General features: G+C 32.1%; 14 protein-coding genes and 1 tRNA gene. 10 read left to right on the top strand and 5 right to left on the bottom strand.

The window, feature by feature from the left end; translation table 11 throughout:
- Window positions 1–40: 40 nt before the first annotated feature.
- Entirely contained in the window at window positions 41–1,897 is a 1,857-nt protein-coding gene (locus tag JM658_RS08115) for a DNA topoisomerase IV subunit B (protein WP_236958755.1), read from the bottom strand.
- Between the two features lie 99 nt (window positions 1,898–1,996).
- The gene (locus JM658_RS08120; RefSeq protein ID WP_236958756.1) at window positions 1,997–2,908 is read right to left on the bottom strand and encodes a DMT family transporter; all 912 of its coding nucleotides are present in this window, start codon (window positions 2,906–2,908) and stop codon (window positions 1,997–1,999) included.
- Between the two features lie 114 nt (window positions 2,909–3,022).
- Between JM658_RS08120 and JM658_RS08125 the strand changes: the two genes are divergently transcribed.
- Window positions 3,023–3,523, top strand: a complete 501-nt coding sequence (locus JM658_RS08125; protein ID WP_236958757.1) for a gluconokinase — start codon at window positions 3,023–3,025, stop codon at window positions 3,521–3,523.
- Window positions 3,524–3,605: 82 nt separating this feature from the next.
- Here JM658_RS08125 and JM658_RS08130 read toward each other — a convergent pair whose 3' ends face one another.
- Window positions 3,606–4,508 (bottom strand): hypothetical protein, encoded by a 903-nt coding sequence (locus JM658_RS08130; RefSeq protein WP_236958758.1) that lies wholly within the window; start codon window positions 4,506–4,508, stop codon window positions 3,606–3,608.
- A gap of 199 nt (window positions 4,509–4,707) precedes the next feature.
- On the opposite strand from JM658_RS08130, the gene JM658_RS08135 reads away from it, so the two are divergent.
- Both JM658_RS08135 and JM658_RS08140 read left to right on the top strand, forming a co-directional pair.
- Complete coding sequence (locus JM658_RS08135) at window positions 4,708–5,724, top strand: formimidoylglutamase (RefSeq protein WP_236958759.1); 1,017 nt, start codon at window positions 4,708–4,710, stop codon at window positions 5,722–5,724.
- Window positions 5,725–6,189 carry a GNAT family N-acetyltransferase gene (locus JM658_RS08140; RefSeq protein WP_236958760.1) on the top strand — a complete coding sequence of 155 codons (465 nt, stop codon included), beginning with the start codon at window positions 5,725–5,727 and terminating at the stop codon, window positions 6,187–6,189.
- Window positions 6,190–6,270: 81 nt separating this feature from the next.
- Here the strand turns inward: JM658_RS08140 and JM658_RS08145 are convergent, their stop codons facing one another.
- The gene (locus JM658_RS08145; protein ID WP_236958761.1) at window positions 6,271–7,653 is read right to left on the bottom strand and encodes a hypothetical protein; all 1,383 of its coding nucleotides are present in this window, start codon (window positions 7,651–7,653) and stop codon (window positions 6,271–6,273) included.
- 273 nt (window positions 7,654–7,926) lie between these two features.
- Here JM658_RS08145 and JM658_RS08150 point away from each other — a divergent pair, with 273 nt between their 5' ends.
- The 7 genes from JM658_RS08150 (at window position 7,927) to JM658_RS08180 (ending at window position 16,558) form a co-directional block, all read left to right on the top strand.
- Window positions 7,927–8,874 carry a FecR family protein gene (locus tag JM658_RS08150; RefSeq protein ID WP_236958762.1) on the top strand — a complete coding sequence of 316 codons (948 nt, stop codon included), beginning with the start codon at window positions 7,927–7,929 and terminating at the stop codon, window positions 8,872–8,874.
- 88 nt (window positions 8,875–8,962) lie between these two features.
- Window positions 8,963–12,484 (top strand): SusC/RagA family TonB-linked outer membrane protein, encoded by a 3,522-nt coding sequence (locus tag JM658_RS08155; protein ID WP_236958763.1) that lies wholly within the window; start codon window positions 8,963–8,965, stop codon window positions 12,482–12,484.
- Window positions 12,485–12,494: 10 nt separating this feature from the next.
- A complete protein-coding gene (locus JM658_RS08160) occupies window positions 12,495–14,234 on the top strand; it encodes a RagB/SusD family nutrient uptake outer membrane protein (protein WP_236958764.1) in 1,740 nt (579 codons plus the stop codon).
- 11 nt (window positions 14,235–14,245) lie between these two features.
- Entirely contained in the window at window positions 14,246–15,118 is an 873-nt protein-coding gene (locus JM658_RS08165; RefSeq protein WP_236958765.1) for an endonuclease/exonuclease/phosphatase family protein, read from the top strand.
- 141 nt (window positions 15,119–15,259) lie between these two features.
- Window positions 15,260–15,838, top strand: coding sequence for an RNA polymerase sigma factor (locus JM658_RS08170; RefSeq protein ID WP_236958766.1), 579 nt, complete (start codon window positions 15,260–15,262; stop codon window positions 15,836–15,838).
- A 44-nt stretch (window positions 15,839–15,882) separates the two neighbouring features.
- A tRNA-Pro gene (locus tag JM658_RS08175) sits at window positions 15,883–15,957 on the top strand.
- A 214-nt stretch (window positions 15,958–16,171) separates the two neighbouring features.
- On the top strand, window positions 16,172–16,558 hold the full coding sequence (locus JM658_RS08180; protein WP_236958767.1) for an Arm DNA-binding domain-containing protein: 387 nt from the start codon (window positions 16,172–16,174) through the stop codon (window positions 16,556–16,558).
- Between the two features lie 37 nt (window positions 16,559–16,595).
- Here JM658_RS08180 and JM658_RS08185 read toward each other — a convergent pair whose 3' ends face one another.
- Entirely contained in the window at window positions 16,596–17,030 is a 435-nt protein-coding gene (locus JM658_RS08185; protein WP_236958768.1) for a hypothetical protein, read from the bottom strand.
- Between the last annotated feature and the right edge of the window lie 34 nt (window positions 17,031–17,064).

Genomic DNA, 17,064 nt, shown 5'->3' on the forward strand with positions numbered 1-17,064 from the left:
TTTTATATTTTTAGGAAAACGCTGCTCCAAAATCTATTTATTATTCTTCTATAACATCAAGTTCTACTCGAAGGTTATTGATAATAAATTTTTGACGATCAGGAGTATTTTTCCCCATGTAAAATTCTAATAAACTTTCTATTGAAGTAGCTTTATCAAGCATTACTGGATCTAAACGAATATCATCTCCAATAAAGTGCTGAAACTCATCTGGAGAAATCTCACCTAAACCTTTAAATCGAGTAATTTCTGGCTTTCCGCTTAATTTTTCAATGGCTTCTTTACGCTCCTCTTCACTATAACAATAATACGTATCTTTTTTATTACGCACTCTAAATAATGGTGTCTGAAGAATATAAAGATGTCCTTCTTTTATTAATTCTGGGAAAAACTGTAAGAAAAATGTTATTAATAACAATCTAATATGCATCCCATCTACATCGGCATCGGTTGCAATTACAATATTATTATAACGAAGGTCTTCCATAGACTCTTCTATATTTAAAGCTGCTTGTAATAAATTAAATTCTTCATTTTCGTACACAATCTTCTTAGACATCCCGTAAGTATTTAAGGGCTTTCCTCGTAAACTGAATACTGCCTGTGTATTTACATCTCTAGATTTTGTAATAGATCCAGATGCAGAGTCTCCCTCCGTAATAAAAAGGGTTGTTTCTAGCGATCGTTGATTTTTAGTATCTCCTAAATGAACACGGCAATCACGAAGTTTCTTATTATGTAAGCTCGCTTTTTTTGCTCTATCTTTTGCTAATTTTCTAATTCCAGAAAGTTCTTTACGCTCACGTTCCGCTGCAAGAATTTTACGTTGAATTTTATCAGCGACCTCTGGATTCTTATGAAGAAAATTATCAAGTTGCGTTCCTACAAAATCATTAATATAAGTTCTTACGGTCGGTAGATCTCCTCCCATATCTGTAGAACCTAACTTTGTTTTTGTCTGACTCTCAAAAACAGGTTCCATTACCTTAATAGAAACGGCTGCGATTACAGATTTTCTAACATCTGAAGAATCGTAGTTTTTTCCGTAGAAATCACGTATTGTTTTTACAATCGCCTCTCGAAAAGCTGCTAAATGCGTTCCCCCTTGCGTTGTATTTTGTCCGTTTACAAAAGAATGATATTCTTCGCTATACTGAGTTCTACTATGGGTAATTGCTATCTCTATATCATGGCCACGTAAGTGTATGATAGGATATAACATATCTTCCACATTGTTGGTATCCTCTAATAAATCTTTTAATCCATTTTCTGAATAAAACTTTTCTCCATTAAAAATAATGGTAAGTCCTGGATTAAGATACACATAGTTTCTTACCATTTTCTCTATATATTCATTTCTGAATTTATAGTTTTTAAAAATGGTATCATCAGGAATAAAAGATACTTTTGTTCCTCTACGTCTACTAGTTTCGTCTAATTCCTCTTCATTTACAAGATTCCCTTGTTCAAACTCTGCGGCTCTAGACTTATTATCACGATTGGATTCTACTCTAAAATAATGTGAAAGTGCATTAACGGCTTTTGTACCAACTCCATTTAAACCAACTGATTTTTTAAAAGCTCGAGAATCATACTTACCTCCAGTATTCATTTTAGAAACAACATCTACCACTTTCCCAAGTGGAATTCCACGACCGTAATCGCGGACTATTACTTTATTTCCTTGAATGGATACTTCGATAGTTTTACCCGCGCCCATAACAAATTCATCGATACAGTTATCGAGCACTTCTTTTATCAGGATATAGATACCATCGTCTGCTGAGGAACCGTCACCCAATTTACCAATATACATTCCAGGACGCATACGAATATGTTCCTTCCAGTCTAGGGAACGTATATTATCTTCTGTATACTTAGTAGTTTCTTCCGACATAAAAATATTAGAGAGGGTTTCGTTGCTAATATAATGTTTCGCGCGTTAAAATGAAACCCTCTACGAGTAAAGTAATTAACAAGCTTTAACTGAAAATTGTTAAGAACCTGATTTTTTGTAAGTTGATTTATTTAAAGACACTAGAACTATTCCTACAATAACCAAAATCGTCCCTCCAAACTGAAGCAATGTTAAACTTTCCCCTAAGAAAATAGACGCCAAGATTATAGTAGAAATAGGTCCTAAACCTGCAATGATTGCAAAATTTGATGCCCCTATCTCTTTTATACAATAGGAAACTAAGTAAGAAGGAATTACGGTTGAAAATATAGCCATTAATATGGCTAACCAATATACATTTTGATGATATCCTAGCAAGGATGTGTGCTCTGTTAGCGCGTAGTGAATTACTACACTCAAGCAAGAAATAATAATTGCGTATGATGTAAAACGTACTACTCCAAATTTTGGAATTAACCAATCGCTGCCCGTTAAATAAGACGCGTATGTCAATGCGCTTAAAAATATAAACCCTGCTCCCATTAAAAATTCTGTTCCATCGAGTGCTACTTCATCCCAAAAAGCTACAAGAATCCCTAAATAACTAATTAAAATTGCTATTAACTGAATCTTTGTTATTGGTCGCTTCAAAAATATTCGAGATAATATCAATACAATTGTAGGATATATAAATAAGATAATACGCTCCAAGCTAGCTTTTATATATTGAAGTCCTAAAAAATCAAAATAACTGGCTAAATAATAACCTATAAACCCAAAGAAAACCAACCATAGATAATCTTTCTTGGTATGCTTTACTGTTGATTTTTTAGTAAAAAGAAGTACCAAAATATAAAAAGGAAGTGCAAATAGCATTCTAAACATAAGCAGATTTACAGGGCTTACATTATATTGATATGCCAATTTTACCATCACTGCTTTCGCAGAAAACAAAACAACGCCAAGAATTCCGATTAATATTACAAAGGGAAGTGCTTTAGATTTTTCCATTTTATAAAACTACTTTTTCTAGACCATCTAAACATTTGGTTTTTTCACTTTTTACGATGGTCAAAATCACTCACTACAAATAAAATTATATATTTATGATATACAATTCTACCTATGTTACAAAAAGCAAAAGCCATAATTATTATGGGCGTATCAGGATCTGGAAAAACAACTATTGGGAAATTACTTTCTAAAGAAACTAATATTTCCTTTTTTGATGGTGATGATTTTCATCCTGCGTCAAATATTAAAAAAATGTCGGCAGGAATTCCACTAAATGATGTCGATCGACTTGGGTGGCTACAGAAAATAAATGAGTTTTGCATTCAGAAAATAAAATCTGGCACTAGCTGCATTATTGCTTGTTCTGCTTTAAAAAGCTCCTACCGGAAGATTCTAAGAAATGACCTCCATAAAAATATAGAGTTCGTATATCTATTGGGCGATTTTAAACTTATAGAAGAGCGACTCGCTAATAGAACCGATCATTTTCTTCCTATTTCTTTACTAAAGTCGCAATTTGATACACTACAGCCTCCAAAAGAAGCTATAACTGTAGATATTGGCGACACCCCCGAAGAGATTGTCGCTGAAATTATTGTGCAATTATCATAAAAAAAGCATCAGGATTTCCCGATGCTTTTTCTAATTAATTGGTTAGTTGAGTATTATATGCTATCGACTTAATATCGTCAGCTTATTTTAATTCGAATTCCGTAGAACCCAGTTCTTTTAAGTTTTGATCGTATACAATAACGCCATACTTTCCTTCTGCAAAGTCGTCTCCTTCTTTATTAATGAAATCACATACATCTAAAACTGTATTTTCATAATAAAAGCTAGATGCTTTACTGTATGTAATACTTGCTGCTTCGTTAATTTCGTCTGCTTCTTTAGCAGCTACAGCACGTTCTCCCATTATATTTCCAGAAGGATCTGTAACTTGAATATAAAATTGCTTAGCTCCAGGCTTCGTAATTTTATTTGCTCCTACTGTATAGCAAATTTTCAATTTATCTGCTCTTCTATTGTTATTTACAGATACAATTTTACCACTATTACGCTCTTTTACAGCTTCAGCAGAAAATTTTGCCAATCCTAAAGATGCTCCTGTTTGTACAACTTTAGAAAGTTGTGTGTTTTGCATAATTAAAGAATCTGTAAACATAGATTGTTGTTGTAAAGCAGTATTTGTACTGTCTCTTTGCATAGCCAACAACGTATTCGAAGCTCTTAACGAATCGTTTTGAACTAATAAAAACTCTCTTTCTTTAGTTAATTGTTGTACTTGTCTTCTGTAACGAGAAAGAGTACTTATATCTGCTTTCATCTGACTTACAGAGTCTATATAAGTAGCAATTTTATTACGAGCTTCTACAAGTTCTGCATTTGCAGATTCACTTTCAGAAATCGCTCTATCGTAATCAGATTTTAAATTATTTAAATCTTCAATAACAAGATTCTTCTCTTTATTTAATTTCTCGTTGGTCTCTTTCTTGCTGTTGTATAAGTTTGCAGTATAAATAAGAGTCCCAATTAAAGCTGCAGCTAGTAGTCCCGCTATAACTTTTAAACCATTATTAGATTTTGTTTCTGTCATAAGTTGTTTTTTAAAAAATTTGGTTTAGCAATTTAAGTATTCTTTTTTTTAAATCGCTTCACAAATGTATATACGAATAAAAATTAAAAATAGATCATTTATAGCTATTTTATTGCATTCTATCACTTTTTTTTTAACATTTACATATATCTAATTTATAGGTACTTTAAAGAGATAATCATTCAATAAAAATAATTTTATGACCGAAAATTTGGTTATTTATGATCTTAAAAAGGTAACTCCATACCTCTCCACTAGAAAAGGAGAGGAAAAACTTGGAGAACACATCGGTTTGCTTCATCAAGGTGACTCCTTAGAGGCACAACTTTTAGATTCTGATGCAAAATATGTTTTGTTAGGGATCCAAGAAGATATTGGTGTTATTGGGAACCATGGAAAACCTGGAGCGCGAAATGCCTGGGAAACAGCTCTCCCTTATATCTTAAACATTCAGCATAATCAACATACTAAAGGGAATAAAATATTACTTTTAGGCCACTTAGATTTTTCTGCTGAATTAAAAAAAATCGATGCGCTTAAAGGAGAGAATCAAATTGAAGAAGCTCGTAATATAACAGCTCTTATAGATGTTGAAGTTACCAACATCATCCATAAAATTGTTGCTAGCGGTAAGAAACCAATTGTTATTGGTGGCGGACATAATAATGCCTACGGAATTATAAAAGGCACTTCTTTGGCTATAGGAAAGTCTATAAATAGCTTGAATGTTGATGCTCATACCGATTTTAGAAAAAGAGAAGGGAGACATAGCGGAAATGGATTTTCTTACGCATTTCATGAAGGATTTCTTGAAAATTATTTCATTTTTGGACTTCATGAAAATTATACTTCAAAAAAAATATTTAAGCTTTTAGAAAAAGAACTTCGAATTAAATACAACACATTTGAGGAGTTGTATGTGCGTAAAGAAAGAGGTTTCGACTTTGAAATAAAAGAAGCTATTGATTTTGTTAAAGCTGATAAATTTGGACTTGAAATAGATTTAGATGCTATTGAAGGGATGCCAAGTAGTGCAATTACAAGCTCTGGATTGTCTATAAACACTGTTAGAGAGATGATTTTTAAATGTAAAAAATCTAAAAACATTTCTTATCTACACATTTGTGAAGGTGCTCCAAATTTAGATAATGAAGTTGAAAAAATGAAAGTAGGCAAATCTATAGCCTATTTAGTATCCGATTTTATTAGAAAATAAATGAATATTGATATTATTCCATTTGAGGAAGCTTATGCTCCTCAATTTAAAGCCTTAAATGTTGCTTGGCTAGAGAAATTTTTTGTTGTTGAACCACATGATAAAGAAGTACTTGCTAATTGCAAGAAAAATATAATTGATACAGGCGGCTATATATTTTTTGCTAAAATTGAGGAAACAATAGTTGGTTGTTTTGCCTTTATGAAGATTAAAGACGGAGTATATGAACTTACTAAAATGGCAGTTTCTGCAGCGTTTCAAGGTAAAAAAATAGGTCAGCAATTATTAAAATTCAGTATTAACTTTGCTAAAGAGAAAAACTTTAAAGAAGTACTCCTCTATTCCAACAGAAAACTTGAGAATGCTATTTATTTATATCATAAGTATGGCTTTATAGAAGTGCCATTAGAAAAAAACACACCTTACCAACGTGCAGATATAAAAATGATTTTAGAAGGTTTATAGCGGTTTGTTAATACTTTTTTTAAAAAAAAAATAAGCATTAATTACAGTTGTTTTGACTTTCAAAATCGAATAATAAAGTCATTAATTTATTAACTCCAATACCCATACCTCTTCAAAATCTTTCTTACCTTTCAACTCCATATAGTACTCATAGCAATCGCTAATTTCATCACCCTTTACCACATAAACATACTCCCAGTCATTTTTAGGATTAATAAAAGACATGGGGTTATAACCTTTTTCTCTTAAAAAATCCTTCCAGTTATTAGCTAAATCGGAATTAGAAAAAATATTAGTTATCAAGTAATATCCCTTTTCTAGATTTGAAATTTGTAGGGTCTCACGGACTTCTATTTTATCCACTCCAATACCAAGAGAAGCTATTGTATCTTTTACTATACTCACCTCATTATTTACTAAAGCATCTTTAGTGGCTACTTCTATCTGAAATCCTAAAAAGAAAATTAAAAACTTATCTCGCACAGTTTCAAAATCTAATCTTACACTTTCTGTAGATGACGTAATTAACTGATTGTCTTCAAGGTCAAAAGAAGCAATATCTAACCCCAGTGTATTAATGCTATTAGGAATTCGATCCATAGAAATATCACCATTATTAGAAATGGTACTATTAAAAAAGTTGTTTCTTAATCTCTCTTTAGAACTCAATTCTTTAGGTACGGTAGCTATGGAAGAAGAAATAGAAAGCATGTCTGTTTTCAATCTTTCATCTCCCTCTAATACCCCTAATGATAAATTCGCTTTTCTAATTTCACTTTTCGATGGATTAAAACCTGAAAATTCAATACTATATGATTCTTTTTCAACAGATCGAAAACCATTATAAAGCATAAATTTTTGCAGAGGATCAGCAGGGTTTTCAAAAACAACATATAATAACCAACCCCCAGAACTCCCACCTAAAACGTGTCCTTGAGTTGCTCTCATATTAGCAACGGTATAATTCCCTGAGATTTCTGAATTCGAATTTAAAACTTTTGTTACATCTGCGTAACATAAATAAGGTCGCCCTATACTATCTTTATGATCTTCTAAAACAGTTCCTAAAATGCTATTATAGTTATTACTAGGTCCCTTGAATAATATTGTATTAAAATCTTCTTGTCTTTCTTCTTGAACAATATACTCATAATCTCCCCTTACTTTTTTAATCTTGCCTTCCTCATATTCATATACTGCAGACCAAAACAATCCTGCATAAGCTACTCTAGTATAATTTTTTGGAGAAATTAACATAGCGGTACTAGAGCTAAACGTATTTGGATCCTCATCGATATCAACATACACCATTGAAAGTCGGTCATTTTTTTCAGCATGATACCCCACCTTATTATAGGGTTCTTTAGAATCTAAACTCACGATATTATTTCCAATAGTCTTAGCAGATCCTTTTATAAACATTTCCTTAAATAACCTAAAACCTGACTCCTCTTGAGCAGACATAACATTTACTATTAATAAAATTAACAGTGATAACAGCAGTCTCATTTTGTTGTTTTTTCTGACATTATAAAGATAGTATTAAATATCCATAGTAATATTATTATGGATGTCAAAAAGTGAAATTGTGAGGCTAATGTGGCTTGAAGGTTAATAGAGAGTTAACCAATTTCTTAAATATAAAGAAAACGTTAATAACACCCTTTTTAAAAAATTTATTTACGTGTAAACTCATTTTCATGTGACTTACAGATAGAAACAGTTAACTCTATTTAATTGAAAAAAGATACGTTTAGTTTACTAATTGAAAAATATAGCAGAGGAGAATGCTCTACTACGGAAAAAAAACAAATTGAATTGTTTTTTAGAAGAATGCAGAATAGAAACATCGATATAGAGTCCAATGAAAAGATTTTGAGTTCCAAAATATACAGCAAAATTAAAAATGCAATTTCTGTAAAGAAAAGAAAGGATAATTATAAAGGAAAGAAGCATACATTTCTAAAAATTGCTGCTAGCCTTTTCATAATCGTTAGTTGCGGTTTACTATATAACAAAGTAAATAATCCTGAAAAGCTAATTGTAAACACAGCATTAGGAGAAAGAAAAGAAATTAACCTACCAGACGGGAGTATTGTTACATTAAATGCAGGAAGTAGCATTACCTATCCTTCCGAGTTTAATGATGGTATAAGAATCGTTTCTTTAAAAGGAGAAGGTTTTTTTGATGTTTTTCATAATAAAGAAAAACCTTTTGAAGTACATACAAAACATCTCATCACCAAAGTACTAGGAACTTCGTTTAACATAAACGCTTATGAAGAACAAAAGACTACTAAAATAAGTGTGACAAGCGGAAAAGTAAAAGTATATAACAACAAGAAAATTAATGAGCATCTCATTAAAAATGAACAAATAACATACAATTATCTAGACCAAACAGTAATAAAAGGAAAGGAAGTTTCTGTGAATGATATTGCTTGGAAGGATAACATCATGCTCATAAACGATTTAAGTTTAGAAGCCACTACGAAGGTAATTGAAAAGTGGTTTGATATTAAAGTTAAAATTGATGATGACACCTTAATCTCTAAAAAAATCACTGGAAAATTCAACAACCCTTCATTAGAAGAAGTGTTGGAGAGTCTACAGTTTTTGGCCAAAATAGATTACCGATTTATAACTGAAAAACAAATAGAAATAAAAAAAGAAATGGAAAAATAGAACGTAACTAAAAAAGCCTTTCCTGCTGGAACAGAAAAGGCGAATAACTAATCTAAAAGTCTAAAAACAACTAATTAGAAAAATTAAAATGAAATCAAAAATACAAAAAAACATAATGCTCATATTTATAAGGCATCTTTTATGTATAACCTTTACAGTTGCTGCAATACCAAATAACATATATGGTAAAACTAAAAGTATAAAAGCACTCGAAACAGTAGTTAGTTTAAATACTTATAATGAAACATTAATAGAGATTCTTTCCAAAATAGAGAAGCAATCGGAAGTTACTTTTGTTTACACCCAAAGTATTAAAGAATTAGAAATAAGAAAATCGTTTAGGTATACAGATGAAAAACTTTCAAAGGTATTGGAAGAGCTTTCAGTTGCATATGGTATCTCATATAAAATGACTAACAATACTATAGCAATCACAGAAAAAGAGATTATTCAACAGAAAAAAACAGTATCTGGAACTGTGATTGATGAAGATGGAATCCCTCTAATGGGAGTAAATGTTATGGTTCGTGGAACTTCTAAAGGAATAACTACAGATTTTGATGGGAATTTCTCTATAGAAACCAATGTCGGTAACACATTGGAGTTTACTTACATCGGAATGGAAACTAAAACTGTAGAAGTTACGACTAAGACAACAACTCTTACAATTACTTTAAGTCCTGATCAAGAAATGCTTGATGAAGTAGTAGTAATTGGATATGGAGAAACAAGTAAAGAAACGTTAATAGATGCTGTAAATAAAGTTGACCCAAAATCTATTGAAGAGCGTCCTCTATCTAATGCTGCAAATGCATTACAAGGAGTTAGTCCTGGTTTAAACATTACTCAATCTAGTGGTAAAGCAGGAACAGATCCTAGAATTAACATAAGGGGCTTTACTTCCATAAATGGAGGTTCACCTTTAATTATTGTTGATGGAGCCGAAGGAGACATAAATAGTTTGAATCCTAATGACATCGAGTCAATTAGTGTTTTAAAAGACGCTGGAGCTTCTGCTATTTATGGTGCTAGAGGAGCCTTTGGAGTTGTTCTTGTTACAACAAAAAAAGCAAAAAAGGGAAATATTACAGTCGACTTTAGTAATACTACAGCTTTTAGCTCCCCTACAATGAATACCGATTATGTTACGGATCCTTACCAAGCTGTAAATCTTGTTGACGAAGCTTTTAGAACTGCTGTTGGCAGGTCTTATACTGGGTATACAGAAAAAGATTATGCTGCGCTTTTAGAAGTCTCTCAAGATCCATCTAAAGCACGAGTAATTACAGATATTAGAAATGGAAAAGAACAATATATCCACTATGGAGCAACAGATTGGTGGGATACATTCTTTAGAAAATCATCTCCTTCAAATATTACAAATGTATCTGTTTCTGGAGGCTCCGAAAAGGTTAAAACCTATTTTTCATATAGAAATTTTCAATCTACAGGAATCTTAAAAGTTCAAGATGATCTCTATAAGCAATATAACCTAAGAGGTAAAATAGATGTAGAAATTAACGACTGGTTATCCTTTTCTAATAACATGCAGTACAACGACTCAAATGATACTGAGCATGGGGGAAGTCAATACGGCTGGGGAAGTATATGGGGAAGTTTAATTTGGGTACATGCATTACCCTCTTATGTCCCTACTAACCCTGATGGTTCCGCTCTTTGGAGAACAGAGTTAAACAATTACACTGTAGGAGATGGTGTTTATGCATCACTACTACAAGGTAAGTCAAAGCAGATTACTTCTGAGTCTGAATTTTCAAATATAGCTACTGCAAAAATGAATCCAATTCCGGGACTCGATATTACAGCGAGCTATGCGCTAAGAAAAATGAACTACAATAGGTATCAACGCTCTACAAGAATTCCATATTCTATTTTCACAGGGGAGGTAAGTACTTTTGGTAACGACAAGCTTACAGAATATAATAATACTTCTAGCTATAATGCATTTAATATTTTTTCTGAATATAAAAAACAACTTGGAAACCATAAAATAAGTGGAATGGTTGGTTTTAACCAAGAGAACTATGAGATTAAAAGAATTGAGGCTAGTAAATCTAACAGTATTTCAGATGATTTAAATTCTTTAGGATTAGCAACCTCTAATGCTGAAACTACTGGAAGTGCATCAGAATGGGCCTTACAAGGAGTTTTTTATAGATTTTCTTATGATTACAAGAAAAAATACTTAATAGAGTTTAATGGCCGTTATGATGGTTCTTCAAGATTTCCTTCAGAATACCGTTGGGGATTCTTTCCTTCTATTTCTGGGGGATGGATTATAAGTAATGAAGATTTCTTTGATCCCATAAAAAACACTTTCAGTCTATTTAAATTACGCGCATCTTATGGTACTTTAGGAAATCAAAACATATCCGATTACGCATACATTCCTACGCTAAACAAAGATATCGACCAAGGTTATGCCATCGATGGCTCTACTCTAGGATATATCGAAGCTCCTGGATTAAACCCCAATGAGATTACTTGGGAAGAGGTTAAAACTTTAAACTTAGGTGTAGATGTAGGCTTTTTTAATAATAGCTTAAACGCTAGTTTCGATTGGTACCAAAGAAATACAGATGGAATGTTAACTCAAGGTGCTACACTTCCTAGTGTTTTAGGAACTTCTTCTCCTCAAGAAAATGCAGCTGATTTAAGAACACGAGGTTTTGAGCTTTCTTTGGGATATAATAAAACTTTCCAACTAGGAAAGTCACCTTTTAATTTTGCTATCACAGGAACTCTTTCAAACTCTGAAACAGTAATTACACGCTTTGACAATCCTAACAACAGCCTTTTAGATTATTATGAAGGAATGACTATTGGAGAGTTATGGGGCTATAATGTAGATGGATTATTTCAATCGGAGGAAGAAATTATAGGTCATGCGGATCAAACAAGAGTTTCTAATAGAATTATGGCAGCTGGAGGTTTACAACCTGGAGATGTAAGGTATGTTGATATGAATAACGATGGAGTTATTGATGAAGGAGAAAACACCGTTGATGATTCTGGAGATAGAAGCATTATAGGAAATACTGCTCCACAATATTTATATAGCTTTAAGTTAAGTACTTCCTGGAAGGGATTTGATTTATCTGCATTTTTTCAAGGAGTAGGAAAGCAAGATTGGTATCCAAACAGAGATTCTAGGACTTTCTGGGCTATGTATAACCGCCCATATGATTCTTTTATCAGAAAGGATCTAGCTAATAATATATGGACTCCTGAAAATCCTGATGGATACTATCCTAGATTATTTGGATATATAGCTCTTTCAGACAATGACGCACTAGGTGCTGTAAACAATCGTTACCTTCAAGATGTTTCCTATTTACGCCTTAAAAATTTAACTTTTGGATATACACTACCAGCTAAGGTCATAGATAAATTACCGCTTTCTAAACTTAGAATATATTTCAGTGGAGAAAATCTCTTAACCTTTACCAGTTTAACCGATTATATTGATCCTGAAGCAGCAAGCAATTCTGTGAATTTAAATGCACCATCTACCTCAACAAATAGAAGTACTGCACAAACAGTTCCTTTTTCAGAAGTTTATTCATTAGGGCTTTCACTTCAATTTTAAAAAAGAAAATATGAAACTAAAACTATATATTACAACATTTATATGCAGTTTGATGCTATTAAGCTGCAGTGACGAATATCTTAACAAAGAACCTCTTTCTGATGTTACAGAAGAAAACTTCTTTCTTAAAGCCAGCGATTTAGAACTCTATACTAACGGCTTTTACCGTATGTTTCCATCTACATCTATTTATAATGGAGATGCTGTTGTAGACAATATTATTTCGACTACTTTAAGTGACGAAATGCGAGGAACACGGCTCATTCCAACATCTGGCGGAGGCTGGGATTGGGGAGATCTAAGAGATATCAATTACTTCTTAGAACATTATGAAAAGTGTGAAGATGATAATGCTAAAAAACACTATGGCGGAATTGCCCATTTCTTTAGAGCATACTTTTATTTTAACAAACTAAAGCGCTTTGGAGATGTACCTTGGTATGAGCATACAATAGATCCTACTGATACCGAAAGCTTGCAAAAAGCTAGAGATTCTAGACAATTTATTACAGATAGAATTTTAGAAGATTTAGACTATGCAATTACAAATATTAATGACGAAGTACAGGCATATCGCATTACAAAATATACTGCACTAGCTTTAAAATCTCGTGTTGGTCTTTATGAAGGAACATATGAAAAGTATAGAAAAATAGATGGTTATGAAAAGTATTTACAAGTTTCTATAGACGCTTCTTTATCTTTAATAGACAACTCTCCATATTCGATTTATAGTACTGGGAATACTGAAAATGATTATATGAATCTCTTTAATTCCCATGATGCTCAAGTGAGTGAGATGATATTAAGTAGACAATTTTTACAAGCTGTTGCTGTAGATCATAATGTAAATTACTATACTACAACTTCTTCCTACGGAAGACCAGGAATGCCAAAAGACTTAGTAAACAGTTACCTAAAAAAAGACGGAAGTCGTTTTACAGACCAAAACGATTATGACAAACTATTATTTACTGAAGAAGTAGCAGATAGAGACCCACGCTTATCCCAAACAATTCGTACTCCAGGCTATACTCGTAAAGGGGAAACTATAACCTTAGCTCCTAATCTGGGAGCTACAACTACAGGATATCAACTAACAAAATATGTTACCGAACCTGTTTACGATACAAATGATGAATCTATTACTGACCTTCCTATTTTTAGATTCGGAGAAATACTATTAAACTTTGCTGAAGCTAAAGCTGAGCTAAATAACATTACACAAAACGATATAGATAAATCTATAAAACTTCTTAGAGATCGTGTAGGGATGCCTAATCTTATGTTAGCAAATGCTGATGGCAATCCAGATACATTTTTAGAAAATCAATATCCTTCTGTAAATGGAGCCCATAAAGGACTCATTCTAGAAATAAGAAGAGAACGACGAATTGAGCTTTACATGGAAGATCATCGTTGGGATGATATTGTACGTTGGAAAGCAGGACAAACAATTACACAGCCTTTAAGAGGTTTATATTTTCCTGGTGTTGGAGAGTATGATATGGATGATGATGGCGATATAGATGTTTATTTATTTGAAGGACAAGAACCTAGTAACCAGACTGAGGGCATACAATATTTAGAATTAAATGCTGATATCTTTCTTGATGATAATAACTTAATCGATCCTCAGCCAGACTTCAACAATCGAAGTTTTGATGAAAATCGTGATTACCTCTACCCTATTCCTAGAGTAGAATTACAACTAAACCCTAATTTAACACAAAACCCAGGTTGGGAATAAAAATTTACAAAATGAAAAAACACATTAATAATCCTATAGCCTTACTCCTCATTTTTTTTACTTTATACAGTAATTGCTATGCACAAAGAGAAACGCCTATTAAGGTAATGACAACAAACATTAGGTATGCAAGCCCTAATGATGGGATTAATATTTGGGAAAATAGAAGAGATTGGCTTTGTCAAAGTATTAATTTTTATGACATTGATATTTTAGGAGCACAAGAGGTCATTCATTCTCAATTAAAAGATATGGTCTCTAGGCTACCCGATTATAACCATGTAGGAATTGGAAGAAATGGCGGTAATGAAGGTGAATTCTGTCCTGTCTTTTACAAAAAAAGTAAATATGATCAATTAGAGTATAAAACCTTTTGGCTTTCCGAAACTCCAGATATGGAGAACTCTAAAGGTTGGGATGCAGCATTACCTAGAATTGTAACCTGGGTAAAGATGAAAGACAAAGAAACCAATAAAGAATTTTATTTTTTCAATACTCATTTTGATCATAAAGGAGAAAAGGCTCGTTTAGAAAGTGCAAAGTTATTAATTAAAAAGGCTAAGGAAATAGCAGGGAAGGTACCATTCTTTATCACGGGAGACTTTAATTTTTCTCCTGATGTAGAAGCCTATAGTGTTCTAACAACAAAAAATGAGTTGAATTTTAAACTAAAAGACTCTAAACTAGAAGCTAAGGAAACATACGGTCCTGAATATACTTTTAATGGTTTCAAGTTAGAACCTGATCAAAATAAAAAACGAATCGATTATATCTTTTTCAACAACGCTATCTCCATCAATAAACATCATGTTATAGATGGTCAGCGAGGTCCTAGTTATATATCCGATCATTTTCCAATAGTTATAGAAGCATTCATAAAATGACACTAATTATATATAAAACCTTCTGCATTTGTAGGAGGTTTTATATTAAAAGATTTTAAAACCTTTTAATAACGAATTAGTAAAGTAACAACTAGCATTTTCATGGCTTTTCACAATAAATTTATCCTTTCTTAACCAACCATGATGCAATCAAAAAATTCAGTTTCAGATGAAGTTTTGTTTAAGTCTTTAAAAGATGGTAATGATATTGCCCTTAAACTAATTTATGATAGATATTGGAAAAAAATGTATCTCTATGCATATAACATATTAGAAGATTCATTTATTTGTGAAGATATCATACAAGAAATTTTTATTAGTTTTTGGGAAAAAGCACCCAAAATAGATATTCAAAATATAAAAGCTTACCTCTTTCAAGCGTTAAAGTATAAAATTGCAAATACATTTCGCGATCGTAAATACTCTGCTTTCCAAGAAAAAATCATTGCAGAAATTCCTTCTGAGAATAATATAAAAGACATATTAGATTATCAAGATTTAGAAAAGCAGGTAAAAGAAACCTTAGAGAAACTCCCGAAAAAATGTCGTAATGTATTTTATTTAAGCAAAATAGAAAATTACAACAATCAAGAAATAGCTAAAGAATTAAATATATCTATTAGAACTGTAGAAACTCATATAAGCAATGGCTTAAAGCATTTTAGAGTTCACTTATCCAACGGAGTATTACAACTCATAATTATTTTGATTCTTTTCTGACAGAGGATTTTACATATTTTTATATTTTTGCGAACGTTAAAAAACGGGATGTGGCGCAGTCCGGTTAGCGTACACGGCTGGGGGCCGTGTGGTCGCAGGTTCAAATCCTGTCATCCCGACGAACCTAGAAATAGGTCAAAACAAAACACTGCTAATATATTGATTTTCAGTGTTTTTTATTTTTTATGCATTTGTTTGATTTTATTTAAAACCATATAATAGGTGTGCAATTAGGTGTGCAATATTTCACTTGAAATGTACTATCTTTAAAGGACTTTTGGGTATGATTTGACTTTCGATTTAACACTATTTTTTAACTCAAAGTCATTAAAAATGAAGACAAAACACACTTTCACTGTAATTTTCTTTACAAGAAAATCAAGAAACACCCCCAAGCAACTTTCTATTTATGTGCGTATTACAATTAACGGAAAGCGTTCAGAAATCAGTTTAAAACGTAGTGTTCCTACAAAAGATTGGAACCCTAACAAAAGTCGAGGCAGAGGGAGTTCGGAAACGGTAAGAACTTTAAATGCCTATTTGGATGAAGTATATAATAGGCTTTTGGAATGCCATAAGGAACTGATTCAAGAAGACCGTGTTATATCTCCCGATGCTATCAAAGCCCGATATCTGGGTGAGGAAGATAACAGTAAGACCTTACAGGAACGCATTACTTACCTTCACGGGAACATAGCAAATAATAAACATAAATTTTGAACTGTCTCTTTTAATAGAATATAGCTAATGAAATCTTTCAAGAAATCGATATTGGTAGTGATTGATATTCCCATTTTCCATTTCTCCACTCAGCATATATTGCTCTTGAACCAGCATTTTGTTTTCCTTTAAAATAATATATTTCAAAATATGCTTTTTTCCCATTCGATGAAAAAAATAAATTACGAAAGGTAATAAGCCCATCATAATTATCATTATACCTAATGGAAGGTAAAATTTTCATAAATTCTTTAAGCTCTATACTGTGTAATATGGTGTTTTTTCTGCTTACATTAATTGAACTAAAATTTATAGCAAAAGGTTGTCTTGAAGCAATCGAAGTCTTTTTTTCAATAAAAGAAAAGTTCTCGGGAATGGCCGTTTTTAGTTTAAAAATCGAATCATACTGAATACTGTCTCCTATATATATTTCTAAAGGTTTTAGATTCTTAATTATGGAATCAGGTTTCATTTTTCCTTTATAATATGTGTTGTCATTTAAATTG

This window comes from Joostella atrarenae (assembly GCF_021764745.1).
Taxonomy (GTDB): Bacteria; Bacteroidota; Bacteroidia; order Flavobacteriales; family Flavobacteriaceae; genus Galbibacter; species Galbibacter atrarenae.